At 34.9% G+C, this 14,642-nt stretch carries 8 protein-coding genes; 4 read left to right on the plus strand and 4 right to left on the minus strand.

The window, feature by feature from the left end:
• The 4 genes from KO515_RS05930 to KO515_RS05945 all read right to left on the minus strand — a co-directional run bounded on the left by KO515_RS05930 (window position 1) and on the right by KO515_RS05945 (window position 5,552).
• Complete coding sequence (locus tag KO515_RS05930) at window positions 1-2,307, minus strand: glycoside hydrolase family 65 protein (RefSeq protein ID WP_215935447.1); 2,307 nt, start codon at window positions 2,305-2,307, stop codon at window positions 1-3.
• 45 nt (window positions 2,308-2,352) lie between these two features.
• Entirely contained in the window at window positions 2,353-3,009 is a 657-nt protein-coding gene (pgmB, locus tag KO515_RS05935) for a beta-phosphoglucomutase (protein WP_215935448.1), read from the minus strand.
• A gap of 4 nt (window positions 3,010-3,013) precedes the next feature.
• A complete protein-coding gene (locus KO515_RS05940) occupies window positions 3,014-4,372 on the minus strand; it encodes an MFS transporter (protein WP_215935449.1) in 1,359 nt (452 codons plus the stop codon).
• 133 nt (window positions 4,373-4,505) lie between these two features.
• On the minus strand, window positions 4,506-5,552 hold the full coding sequence (locus KO515_RS05945; protein WP_215935450.1) for a LacI family DNA-binding transcriptional regulator: 1,047 nt from the start codon (window positions 5,550-5,552) through the stop codon (window positions 4,506-4,508).
• 270 nt (window positions 5,553-5,822) lie between these two features.
• Between KO515_RS05945 and KO515_RS05950 the strand changes: the two genes are divergently transcribed.
• The 4 genes from KO515_RS05950 to KO515_RS05965 all read left to right on the plus strand — a co-directional run bounded on the left by KO515_RS05950 (window position 5,823) and on the right by KO515_RS05965 (window position 14,607).
• On the plus strand, window positions 5,823-8,762 hold the full coding sequence (locus KO515_RS05950) for a SusC/RagA family TonB-linked outer membrane protein (protein WP_215935451.1): 2,940 nt from the start codon (window positions 5,823-5,825) through the stop codon (window positions 8,760-8,762).
• 13 nt (window positions 8,763-8,775) lie between these two features.
• Complete coding sequence (locus tag KO515_RS05955; protein ID WP_215935452.1) at window positions 8,776-10,350, plus strand: RagB/SusD family nutrient uptake outer membrane protein; 1,575 nt, start codon at window positions 8,776-8,778, stop codon at window positions 10,348-10,350.
• Between the two features lie 17 nt (window positions 10,351-10,367).
• A complete protein-coding gene (locus tag KO515_RS05960; protein ID WP_215935453.1) occupies window positions 10,368-11,675 on the plus strand; it encodes a SusE domain-containing protein in 1,308 nt (435 codons plus the stop codon).
• A 70-nt stretch (window positions 11,676-11,745) separates the two neighbouring features.
• Window positions 11,746-14,607: an alpha-amylase family glycosyl hydrolase gene (locus tag KO515_RS05965; protein ID WP_215935454.1), complete on the plus strand. Its 2,862-nt coding sequence runs from the start codon at window positions 11,746-11,748 to the stop codon at window positions 14,605-14,607.
• Window positions 14,608-14,642 lie beyond the last annotated feature (35 nt).

A 14,642-nucleotide genomic window follows, 5' to 3' on the forward strand; every position in this document is an offset into this window, starting at 1 on the left:
TTAGACAGTGACCATATTATTAGGACTTAAAGTCACTTCTTTTCCATCCACAAAAATGGTTAAATCTTTATCGCCTTCAAGCTTAAATTGTGTTTTATTCTGACTAACACTCACGGTGATAATTTGATGTCTAAAATTCACTTTAAATGAATAGCCTTCCCATTGTTCTGGAATCTTAGGCTCAAAAGATAAGGTATCATTTTTAATACGCATGCCACCGAAACCTTCAACGATACTCATCCAAGTACCAGCCATTGAGGTAATGTGTAAACCTTCGTGAACTTCATGATTATAATCATCTAAATCTAAACGCGATGTTCTTAAATAAAACGTATAAGCCTGATCCATACGATCTAACTTCGCTGCCTGAATACTATGTACACAAGGTGACAATGAACTTTCGTGCACTGTGAATGGTTCGTAAAAATCGAAATGACGTTCTAGTTCTTCGGTTGTAAATTGATCTTCAAAGAAATACATGCCTTGAAGTAAATCGGCTTGCTTAATATAAGGTGAACGTAAAATTCTGTCCCAAGACCATTTCTGATTAATTGGGCGTTGTGATTTATCTAAATCGGCAACTGTAATTAATTCTTTATCTAAGAAACCATCTTGTTGAAGATAAATATTGTGTTCTTCCGAGTATGGGAAATACATGTTATCAGCTACTTCTTTCCAAAGTGCTAACTCTTCATGTGTGATTTTTGTTTTCCCTGAAATTCTTTCAAAATCATTACTATGACCTTCTTTTACTTTTTCAATCGTTTCTAAGGTATAATCGATACACCATTTAGCAATGTAATTAGTGTACCAATTATTGTTGATGTTGTTTTCATATTCGTTAGGTCCTGTAACACCAAGAATCATGTATTTGTTCTTATGGGAAGAGAAATTAGCTCTTTGATGCCAAAAACGTGCAATTCCGATTAAAACTTCAAGTCCCATTTCTGGAATATAACTAAAGTCACCTGTGTATCTGTAATAGTTGAAAATGGCAAATGCTATGGCACCATTTCTATGGATTTCTTCAAAGGTAATTTCCCATTCGTTATGGCATTCTTCACCATTCATAGTCACCATTGGATATAATGCTGCTCCATTGGTAAAGCCTAATTTCTCCGCATTTTCAATCGCTTTTGGTAAATGATTATATCGGTATGCCAATAATTTCCTAGCGACACTTTGGTCTTTTGTAGCCATGTAAAATGGAATACAATAGGCTTCGGTATCCCAATAGGTGCTTCCTCCGTATTTTTCTCCAGTAAATCCTTTTGGACCGATGTTCAACGTTTCATCAGTACCTAGATACGTTTGGTTCAGGTGGAAAATATTAAACCGAATACCTTGTTGTGCTTTGACATCTCCTTCAATAGTGATATCTGCCATGTCCCAAATTTGGGCCCAAGCTTGCTTTTGATCGTCTAATAACTTTGAAAAGCCAGCTGTTTTCGCTTTAACTAAGGTGGCTTTTGCAGCGGACACTAATTCATTTTTATCGTGATCACGATCTACAGTATACCCACCAAATTTGTGAATGGTATAGGTCTCATTTTGCTTTACCTTATACGAATATTTAAAAGACGCTAAATTGGCATCTGAAGTAAAATCTGGTTCTATTAAAACAGATTTCCCATCAATAAAAACCTCAGATTCCATAAACGTACAGGTATAAAAATCTGTTTTCATAGTTTTAGCCTGAATAAAGGCTTGATGATTCTCATGACTGACATTTAAAGTATCCCAAAACTTATCATCCCAATTGGTATCTTCATTGGTAATACCTGAATCTAAATACGGTTCGAAAGTAATTTCGGCATCCGAATTTAAAGATGTAATATTAAATTGAATCGCACCAACTTCATCCAAATCTAAACTTAAAAAACGTTTTGTTTTAACCTCAACGTCAATATCATTTTGAAGTGTTGCCATAAAACTACGAGACAACCAACCTTCTTTCATGTTTAATTCTCTACGGAAGTCTTTCACGTTTTTACAAGCGAATAGATCGAGTGGCTCGTTATTGATAGTGATGTTTATACCAATCCAACTTGGTGCATTTAACACTTTAGCAAAGTATTCTGGATATCCATTTTTCCACCAACCCACTCTGGTTTTATCTGGATAGTAAACTCCAGCGATATAGCTACCTTGAAAGGTTGGCCCTGAATACTTTTCTTCGAAATTAGCACGTTGTCCCATCGCACCATTTCCGATGCTGAACAAACTTTCTGATGCCTTAACCTGATTTGGGTCGAATCCTTCTTCTAAAATTGACCAGTTGTTTGGGATGATGTAATCTAGGTTCATTATTAAATTGTTTAAAAATCTCTAATTGAGACGTTTGATTTTTGATTAATTTTCTATCAGAGATTTTATAAAATCGTCTGAAATTTCAGTAAAATCACTGAATACATATGTTGCATGTCCTAAGACCTCTTTGCTTCCTATTCCGATGGAAATCATATTTGCTGTATTAGCAGCAGTAACACCTGCCACTGAATCTTCAAAGACGATACAATCTTCTGGCTTTACATTAATCTCTTTTGCAGCGATTAAAAACACTTCAGGATCTGGTTTTGCTTTAGTGACATCGTTTCCATCTACGATAGCATCGAAACTAGATAGTAAATTCACGCGTTTTAAAATTGTTCGTGCATTTTTACTTGCTGAACCTAAAGAAATCGGTTGTTCCATCTCTTTTAAAAGATTCAAAACTCTAGGAACATCAGGTAAAATTTCGTTGTCGTCCATCTCAGCGATAAAGCTTAAATATTCCTCGTTTTTTTTCCCCATGAGTTCGTTAAACAACTCTTGGGATATGGTTTTATTCCCCCAAGCCAATATTTTTTCTAACGAGCGTACACGGCTAACTCCCTTTAATTGTTCGTTTTCTTCTTCCGTAAAATCAATATCTAAATCTTTAGCCAGTCTTTGCCATGCTAAAAAGTGATATTTTGCAGTATCTACAATGACACCATCTAAATCGAATATGAATCCTTTTTTGTTCATTTATTTATTTTTGAATAACGTCATCAACATCTTTAACTTTTGATACTAGTGCCGCTGCAATTAAAAAACTAAGACCACTCATCATTAACGCAAATATGGCTTGATTTCCATAAGCATACTTCACTAGTGGTCCGCCAATTAAGGCATTGATTATTTGAGGAATTACAATAAAAAAATTAAAAATCCCCATGTAAACTCCCATCTTTTTTGGACTGATAGAACCTGCTAGAATAGCATAAGGCATTGCAAGAATACTAGCCCAAGCAATTCCGATACCTATCATAGAAACGATAAGCCAGTTTTTATCTGGCATAATGTAAATAGAAAGTAATCCTAGACCACCTATGACTAACGAGATAGCATGTGTATTTTTCCTTCCTATCTTCTTAGCTATATAAGGTAGTGCAAGAGCAAAAAATGCAGAAACAAGGTTATACACTCCAAAAAGAATACCAATCCAATCTCCAGCATCTTGATATGTAGAACTACTACTATCCGTATAAGGCAAACCATAAATATGTTGTGCAATTGCTGGTGTTGCGAATACCCACATTCCAAAAAGTCCAAACCAAGAAAAGAATTGCACCCAACTTAATTGGCGCATCGTAGCAGGCATTTTTTTGAAGTCCTCAAAAATATCAAACAAGCTAGACTCCTTTTCTGCATCATTAACTGACACTTTAGAACCTAAATGTTCATCTTCAAAACTATTAAGTTCTTCTGGTGAATATTCTTTGGTAGTTATAACTGTTACTAAAATGGATACAATTAAAATAATCGCACCAATAATAAAGGACCAAATTAAATTGGTAGGAACTACTCCTGCAACTGTTTCATTTGAAATACCAAACCAATTGGTTAAAGCATAAGGTAACCACGACCCAATTACGGCACCAAAACCGATTAAAGCTGTTTGGATACTAAATCCAGCGGTGCGTTGATCTGTTCTTAGATTGTCACCAACTAAAGCACGAAACGGCTCCATGGCAATATTAAAAGACGCATCCATAATCATCAACATTCCTGCTCCAACCCAAAGTGCTGGTAAAAATGCAATAAACATGTCTGCTTGTGGCATAAGCACAAGACCAATAGACGCTAAAATAGCACCAACTAAAAAATAAGGTTTTCTTCTGCCTAATTTTCCCCAAGTTTTGTCACTGTAATGACCAACTATAGGTTGAACAATTAACCCCATTAAGGGTGCAATAATCCAAAACCATGACAGCTCGTGGACATCAGCTCCGAAAATTTGAAGAATTCTACTTGCGTTGGCATTTTGAAGGGCGAAACCCATCTGTATTCCTAGAAATCCAAAACTCATGTTCCAGATTTGCCAGAAACTCATTCTACGCTTTTCCATGAAATAGTATATTAGAGTTAATACTATTCTGACAAGCTTAGCTTATCAAAACTTATTTTCGTTGAGAAGTGAAAATATAAGTTTCGATTATGGTACAAAGATATAAAAGATTTTAAAACAACAAGAAAAAAATTTATTTGGTCGATTCTCGCTCTACTAATTCGGTGTTAATTACCACAGTTTGAAACTGTTCTTCTTCAATTTCAAATTCTGCTTCAATTTTATCAATTAATAGGTCCGCTGCACGTTCACCCATTAACTGTGCGTGTTGACTAACTGTAGTTAAACTCGGTGTTGAATGCTTAGAAAGCACTCCGTCCGTAAACCCAATAACCTGTATATCATTTGGCACATTTAGTCCCATCCTTCTCGCGACTTTCATAGCCGATAACGCATACAATTCATTAACCGCAAACACACCATCAATCTCCTTATGAGCCTTAAAAAGTTGCTCAATTTCACCTTCTAATTTCTCTAAATGAACTTCATAATCTAAAGTGTCATCCATTTTTAGAATTAATTCTGCCTGGGGTGTTATATTATTGTCTTCCAATGCTTCTAAATACCCTTGGGTCCTAAGCCTACCAACGCTAACGTAATCTCTAGTTGTGATTAGGGCTATATGCTCGCATTTGTTTGAAATTAATTTCTGTACAGCATTTTTTGCACCGTTAAAATCATCAACTATAACCTTATCACATTTAATTTCAGAGACAACTCTATCAAACATAACGATGGGCATCCCTTGATTCATAGTTTCGTTGTAGTGATGATAATCTTGCTGTAATAAAGTTTCTTTGGACATTGACAAAATAAACCCATCAATACTGCCATTGGCAAGCATTTCCATGTTTATAACCTCCTTAGAAAAAGATTCATTAGACAAACCTATAATAACATTATATCCTCTTTGATTAGCCACTAACTCTACACCTCTAATAACTTTGGAAAAAAAATGATGCACTATTTCCGGAATTATGATCCCAATGGTGTTCGTTTTTCTATTTTTAAGACTTAACGCTATGTTATTTGGCCTATAATTATATAATTTAGCAAATGCCTGTACTTTTTGAATTGTATCTGCACTAATTTCCTTACTATTTTTTAGTGCTTTTGATACCGTAGATATTGAAACATCTAATTCTCTAGCAATTTGTTTTAAGGTTATTTTTTTTCTCATTTCTCGCTAATAATTTGCAATTAATAAAGTTAAGAACTAAGTTCGGAATATTATTAATATCCCAATATTACTTCTAAAAAGTATAAATCTTATATTTTTTCCATTATTTTCTTAATAATATCATTTTTATTTAAAAGTTTTTAACACGCAAACGTTTTCGTGACTTTCGTCATGTTATTTTAATGTTAAGTCACACTAAATTTACATAGATTTATCCCGAGAAGTGAAAATATAAATCAAATAACTAAGCAATTAATTTAAAAACATTTTATGAAAACAGTTTTAAATGCTTTACTATTCTGTCTCATTATGCTGCCGGCAACGTTGCTGGCACAATCTACCGTCACGGGTACTGTTACAGACAAAGCAAACGCCATGCCTCTACCAGGTGTAAATGTTATTATTAAAGGTACTTCCAGAGGAACCGCTACGGATTTCGATGGTAAATATACCTTAGAAGTAAATCAAGGTGAATTTTTAGTCATTTCTTACCTTGGTTATACAACTCAAGAAATTGAGTTCACAGGACAAGCTAGTATTGATATCGCCATAGAAGAAGACGCTGCACTATTAGATGAAGTTGTTTTAATTGGATATGGTTCTGTTAGAAAAGAAGATTTAACAGGAACAGTTGATCTTGTCACTGAAAAAGACTTTAATGATGGTCCTATCGTCTCTGCACAACAACTTATTAGTGGTAAAATTGCTGGTGTTTCCGTAACTTCAGGCAGTGGTGCTCCAGGAGAAGGACAAGACATAAAAATTAGAGGAACAGGATCTCTAAGCTTAACAAGCTCTCCTCTTTACGTTATCGATGGTGTCCCTATTAATAATGATGGCATAGGAGGAACACGTAACCCTCTGAATTTAATTAACCCTAATGATATTGAAAGCATTACGGTATTAAAAGATGCCTCTGCAGCAGCCATTTACGGTTCACGAGGTGCTAATGGTGTTATTATAGTGACAACTAAAAAAGGTAAAGACAGAGAATTTCAATTTAACCTAAGTTCTTCAACTACTGTACAGAATTACATTAAGACAGTAGATGTCCTAAGTGCTGACGAATTTAGAAATATTATTAATTTAGATTCTAATGCTGATGCCACAACTGCATCCTTATTAGGAAATGCTAACACCGATTGGCAAGATGAGATTTATACTGCTGCATTTGGACAAGACCACAGCATTAGTGCTTTAGGTAGTGCTTATGGTGTACCAATGAGAGCATCTGCATCCTACTCTAATTATGATGGTATTCTTAAAGGTGATAATTTTGAACGTCTTACAGGATCATTAAGTTTTTCGCCTAAATTATTAGATGACGATTTAAAAATAGAATTAAACGCTAAAGGAAGTTATACCGAAAATCAATTTGCTAATCGTAGCGCCATTGGTAGTGCTGTGGTCTATGACCCAACACAACCGGTATATGATAGCGCTTCTCCTTTTGGAGGTTATTCTGGCTGGATACAAGAGAACTCTGCCGCTCCACTGGGATATTCTCAAATTGCGCTTTCACCTACAAACCCAGTTGCATTATTAGATTTAGTAGATGATACAGCAGAAAACAGACGTTTCTTAGGAAATGCTAAGGCGGATTACAATTTACCATTTTTAAAAGAAGTTACTGCGACTGTAAATTTAGGATTTGATAAGTCTAACAGTCATGGTAGAACTAGAACATCACAGTATTTATCATCTGTAGATACAGATTGGAATGGCTCATACACAACCTACCAACAAGAATCTACTAATAAGTTATTAGATGCTTACTTAACATATAGCAATACCTTTAATGATAAGCACAATTTAACAACTGTTGCTGGATATTCATATCAATCTTTCGAATACGAAGGGTATAGTTATAATAGTGAAAATGAAGAAGACGGTACTGAATTTGAATTCATCGATAAGAGTAAAAGTGTGTTACTCTCTTATTTTGGACGTTTAAACTATGATTTTGACGGTCGTTACTTGTTAACAGCAAGTTTAAGAGCTGATGCCTCTTCTAAACTTAATCCTGATGATCAATGGGGATACTTCCCTTCGTTAGCGATGGCTTGGAACATCTCAAACGAATCATTTATGGATGGTTCAATTATGAACAATTTAAAACTAAGAGTCGGTTATGGTGAAATAGGTAATGTTAATGGTTTAGGTGATTATCTCTACTTAACTAGATATACAGGAAGTACTGACACCGCTAATTACCAATTTGGAAACTCTTTTTACCAAACGTATCGACCAGAAGCGATTAACGAAAACCTTAAATGGGAAGTTGGTAGAACGCTAAATATAGGTATTGATTTTGCGTTCTTTAATAGCCGTATTAATGGTTTATTTAATGCGTACATCAGAGAAACTCAAGATTTAATTGCTACGACAACTGTAGATCCTTTCACAAATTTCTCAAACACTATTCAAGCGAATATTGGTGATATGGAAAACAGAGGATTAGAGTTTGCTTTAAATGTGATTCCTGTTCAAACCGATGATTTTGAATGGTCTATTAATTACAATGTAGCCTTTAATCAAAATGAGGTAACCAATTTACCAGACGATCAGCAAACTGGAGGCATTTCTACAGGCACTGGTAATACAGTACAACTTAATCGTGAAGGAGAATCTCCATATAGCTATTACGTCTACAAACAAGTTTATGATGTTAACGGTAGACCAATTGAAGGTGCCTTCGCAGATTTAAATGGAGACAACATCATTACCGACGCTGACAAGTACTTATATAAAGACGCACTTGCTGATGTTACCATGGGTATTAACACAAATTTCAGGTATAAAAACTGGGATTTAGCTGTGGTCTCAAGAGCGAGTATTGGTAACTATGTTTATAATGATAATAATGCTTCAAAAGGGTTCTTAAATAATGTGGTGCCAACAACAAACGATTATCTAAGCAATATTGTATCAGATTTTAACAATACTGGATTCTATAATGTTGAAGAAACCAATGCATTAAGTGATCATTTTGTAGAGGATGGATCATTTTTTAGAATAGACAATATAACGTTAGGTTATAACGCTAGAGAAATCCTTAATGGTATTGATGCAAGATTTTATGGTTCACTACAGAACGTTGCTCTTTTCACTGATTATAGTGGAATTGACCCAGAAATTTCAGGTGGTATCGATAATAGTTTCTACCCAAGACCAAGGTCTTTTGTCTTAGGTGTTAATTTTGATTTTTAAAAAAAGATAAAAAATGAAAAATATATTTAAAAAATTATTCCTATCACTGGCTATAATGACTGTTGTTGTTAGTTGCCATGATGATTTAGATCAGTCTCCTATTGACCCAGATAGTTTTACAGAGGAGGATGTATTTGCAAATGCAGAAGAAGCTAAAAGTGCCCTTGCAAAAGTTTACGCAAGTTTAGCACTTACCGGTCAGCAAGGACCTTCAGGTCAAGCCGATATATCTAACGTAGACGAAGGTTTTTCTCAATTCACCAGAATGTTATTTAACCTTAATGAACTTACAACCGACAATGCTGTCGTTGCATGGGGTGATGCTGGTTTACAAGATTTACACGGCATGTACTGGACGTCTAGTAACGATTTTACTGATGCCATGTATAATCGTTTAGCACAATCGGTATCATTTGCTAATTCGTTTATTGAAAATGCCTCTGGTTTAGGTGACGATGTTGTTATAGAATATATTGCAGAAGCTAGGTTTATTAGAGCTTATGCGTATTATAACTTAATTGATTTATATGGTGATGTGCCATTAGTCACTCAAATTGAAACATCATTACCTTCACAAAATACTCGTGAAGAAGTCTTTAACTTTATAGAAGCTGAATTATTGGAAATCCAAAATGATCTTGCTGGTAGTGGTTCTAATGAATATGGTCGTGTAGACGAAGTCGCGGCATGGGCATTACTTTCTAAATTATATTTAAATGCAGAAGTATGGACAGCGACCTCAAAATACAATGAAGCGGTAACGTATTCAGAAGCTGTAATAAATTCTACTTACAGTATTCATACAACCGATGTTAATAATAATGGCTCTGCATACGACGATTTATTCTTAGCTGATAACAATACAAATGGTTCACAAATTGAATTTATTTTTACGGCGAACTTCGATGGTATCAATAGCCAAACTTATGGTGGTTCAACCTTTTTAGTGCATGCTGCCATTGGTGGAAGCATGGATGCTAGCGCCTTTGGTGTTAATGGTGGCTGGGGAGGCAACAGAACCACAAGTGCTTTGGTTAATAAAATGGGAGCTGGAGATTCACGAGCTATGTTCTACACAGATGGTCAAAGTTTAGAAATTTCAGATCTTACGTCATTTACTGATGGCTATGCTGTTACTAAATTCTCTAATATAGATTCTGAAGGAAACCAAGGTAAAGATGCCTCTGGAAACTTTACTGATATTGATTTACCTTTAATTAGACTTGCTGAAATTTACCTTAATTACGCTGAAGCAACCTTAAGAGGTGGTAGTGGAAACACCACAACAGCTGTAAATTTAATCAATGAACTTAGAGAAAGAGCTTATGGTGACACGTCTGGAAATATTTTAACAGGTGATCTCACATTAGACTTTGTATTAGATGAAAGAGCGAGAGAACTTTATTGGGAAGGACAACGTAGAACTGACTTAGTAAGATACAACTACTTTACTACAAATAGTTATCTATGGCCTTTTAAAGGAAATTCTGCAAATGGAACTTCTGTTTCAGATTTTAGGAATTTATTTCCTATTCCTTCGAATACAATTCTTTCTAATCCAAATTTAACTCAAAACACTGGCTATTAAACAAAAACTAAATAAACATGAAAAATAAAATAAAAACACTCGCAATTTTCTTTACACTTCTTTTGAGTTTTTCATCTTGTGAAACTGATGACGACTTAACTTTTGTTGCGGCTCCACAGGGAGATTTTGAATTCAATAATACTTTTCTTTCAGACTATGTATTACCAGCGGAATCTACTACCAACAGTAATATTGGTGCTATATTCTCTTTTAACGAAGCCGATTTTGATGTACAAACCAATGTGTCTTATGAATTACAATCCTCAATATTAGGGGATTTTACAGATGCAACAATGGTATCTGCATTATCTAACGCTAACAATCAAATTGAAGTTTCTATAGGTACGCTAAAAACATTAGCGGAAGAATACGGAATTGTAGCACCTAATTCTGGAGTTTTAAACTTTAGAGTTCGTGCATATCCTGGGGATACTTCATCTACTACAGAAATGTTTACCTCTGTACAACAACTAAATGTGACTTTATTAGAAGAAACTACAGGTGGAGGTTCTGATATTGAACCAGCAACTTGGGGTGTTGTTGGATCAGGATATAATGATTGGGGAAGTGCAGGTTCAGATGGCCAGTTCTACACCACCACTGAAGCCGATGTTTATGTGGCTTATGTAACGTTAATTGACGGTGAAATTAAATTTAGAGAAAACAACGATTGGGCTAGTGATCTTGGTGATAATGATGCTGATGGTACAGTAGAAGCTGGTGGTGCTAATATTACCGTTACTGCAGGTACATACAAAATCACATTAAATACAGCCGCGGCAACATACACTATGGAAGAGTTTTCTTGGGGAGTTGTGGGTGATGCTTATAATGATTGGGGGGCGACTCCAGATGCAAAATTTTACTATGATTATACTACTGATATGTTTAAAGTAGACGTTAAACTATTAGATGGTGAAATGAAATTTAGACTTAATAATGCCTGGGACACTTCATTTCCAAATGATAATATTACTGTTGCGGCAGGACACTATTCTATTTCAATTAATTTAACAGATAACACATACACAATGGAAGAATCTGATGTATGGGGTATTGTGGGATCTGGTTATAACGATTGGGGAGCTACTCCTGATTTCGCATTGACACAAATTCAACCAGATTTATATGTTGGTGAAATTGCAACCTTATTAGATGGTGAAATTAAATTTAGATTAAATAATGATTGGGCATCTGATTTTGGTGATACTGGTGCTGATGGTACATTAGATGCAGGTGGAGACAATATTGTAGTTACTGCTGGTTTATACCGAGTACAAATGGACACAGCTAATGGGACTTATATGTTGAATAAAATTCAATAATTAAAAAACATTCCCTTAAATCCTAAAAGGGCTGATTTTTATCAGCCCTTTTTTTTAAATATAAAAACTTATGAAAAAAATTTACTTAGCACTTTTATGTATAAGTGCATCGTTATTTACTTTCGCACAAGTTACAATAACACCTAATCCTTTTGAAATAGATGAAAGTATTACAATCACTTTAGACATCAATAGTAACGACACTGATTGTAATGGGTTTAGTAATCCATCTAAGGTATACATGCACTCTGGTGTTGGTGATGGATCTAACGCTTTTGGTATAAGCGTTGTTGGAAACTGGGGCGCAGATGATGGTATTGGAGAAATGACTAATGAAGGTGGTGGCATATTTAGTATTACAATAACACCAGAGACTTACTACAGCTTAACAACAGTACAGGCGGCAAATGTTATTCAGATGGGCATGGTATTTAGAAGTGCAGACGGCTCTGAAGAATTAAAAGCTAGTGGATGTAGTGATTTTATTTTTGAAGTAGGAACATTTCAGGTGAGCTTAACATCTCCAAGTAGTGATACTACTATTTTAAATTCTGGTGAAGATTTAACCATTTCTGCTACGAATATTGGCGGCAATGCAAGTTATACATTAACAGCAGATGGTTCTGTAATAGACACCAACGCTTCAACTAATAATTACAGTTTTGTGGATACTAATATTACCACAAATAAAAACTATGAATTAACAGCCGAATTTAATGGGACTGTTATATCTAAATCGTTCAATGTCATTGTAGACCCAGGAACTAACATTGGCATAATGCCAACAACCTACGAAGATGGAATTACCTACATAGATGACAATACAGCTGTACTAGTATTATATGCTACAGGAAAAGATTTTGTATACGTCGCCGGAAGTTTTAACAATTGGCAACCAGACGCATCGTATGCCATGAGAAAAGACCCAACTAGAAACAATAAATTCTGGATAGAATTGACAAATCTTACTCCAGGACAAATTGAAACATATCAATATTGGGTTGTGGATAAAACTCCTCTTGCTAACTCACCGTCATTAGTTAAAACAGCAGACCCGTATTCAACATTAGTTTTATCCCCTTATGATGATCCTTATATTTCTGCAACAACCTATCCTAACTTGCCTACATATCCTGTAGGTCAAGAACGAGAAGTAACGGTTTTAGAAACCGGTCAAACAGCGTACGATTGGCAAATAACTGATTTCAATAAACCAAGTAAAGAAGATTTAATTATATACGAAGTATTAGTTAGAGATTTCGATGCTAACCGAAATTTCCAAGACATCATAGACCGAATCAACTACTTTAAAAACCTTAATGTTAATGCTATACAATTAATGCCAGTTATGGAATTTGAAGGTAATGAAAGTTGGGGCTACAACACCTCTTTTCATATGGCATTAGACAAATTCTATGGTACAGCGGATAAGTTTAAAGAATTAGTAGATGTTTGCCATGAAAATGGTATTGCCGTAATTCTAGATATCGCATTTAATCATGCCTTTGGAAGAAACCCTATGGTTAGGATGTGGATGGATGATCCTGATGGCGATGGTTGGGGATCACCAAGTTCTGAGAACCCTTACTTTAATGAAATTGCATTACACAGTTATAGTGTTGGAGAAGATTTTGATCATTCTAATGTTAGAACTCAAGATTTTGTAGAACGTACAGTAGAATATTGGATAAATGAATTTAATATTGATGGGTTCCGTTGGGATTTAACTAAAGGGTTTACACAAAGCTGTACTGCTGGAAACGACAATTGCACTAATAGTTATCAGCAAGATCGTGTAGACATATTAAAAGCATATGCTGACTATTCTTGGTCAATAGATTCAGATCACTACGTAATTTTTGAACACTTAGGCTCAGATGTAGAAGAAAAAGAATGGGCTAACTATCGTTTAGATGAAGGTAAAGGTGTTATGATGTGGGGAAAAATGACAGAACCATATAATGAATTAACTATGGGCCAAGATGGAGATAAAAACATTGATAGAATAGGCCACAATGCGCATACAGGTTTTGATGGACCTCGAGTTGTTGGTTATCCTGAAAGCCATGATGAAGAACGTTTAATGTATAAAAACGTTGCCTATGGCAATACGAGCAATGCTGCTCATAATGTTCAAGATTTAAATATTGCATTATCAAGAATGTCTGCATTAGCAGCTGTTTCTACCATGGTACCAGGCCCAAAAATGATTTGGCACTTCGGCGAACTTGGTATGGATAACTCAATTTTCACATGCAACGATGGAAGCTACAATAATGATGGTTGTAAATTAGATACAAAACCTCAACCACAATGGGTAGAAAACTGGTTAACAGAAGCGTTACGAGCTCAGATTTATGAAGATTGGTCTAAACTCCACAAACTTAAAACTGATGAACCTGTTTTTGAAGGAGATTATGAAATCACTTCTGGAAATTTGACTCCAAGAATTGATATTTTTGATAACTCTATACCAGCAACACAATTAAAAAATGTAATTATTCTTGCAAATTTTGATGTGGTGTCACAAAGTATCGACACTAATTTCCCAACTGGTGTTACTTCAACATGGTATGATCTCATGGATGCAACAGGAAACACAACCGTTAGTAATTCTACCTCAGCAATAACAATACCTGCCGGTCAATTTAGAATCTTAGGAAATAAAGCTTCAGATGTCCTTAGTGTTACTAATGAAGTCGTATTAGGTTTTAGTATTTATCCGAATCCTTCACAAACAACATTTAGTATAAACGCTAATGTTTCAAATGTTGAAGTTTACGACTTAACCGGAAAATTAGTGAAGTCATATAAAGGCAATTTTACAAGTGTAGATACTTTTAATGTCTCGTCTTTAAATTCTGGTATCTATATGGTTAAAGTCCAAAATGATAATAACCGTACATTAACAACGAAACTAATAAAACTTTAATTAGTGAAATCTCTATAGTATTTAAACTAAAAGGT

The organism is Winogradskyella psychrotolerans (assembly GCF_018860545.1).
Taxonomy (GTDB): domain Bacteria; phylum Bacteroidota; class Bacteroidia; order Flavobacteriales; family Flavobacteriaceae; genus Winogradskyella; species Winogradskyella psychrotolerans_A.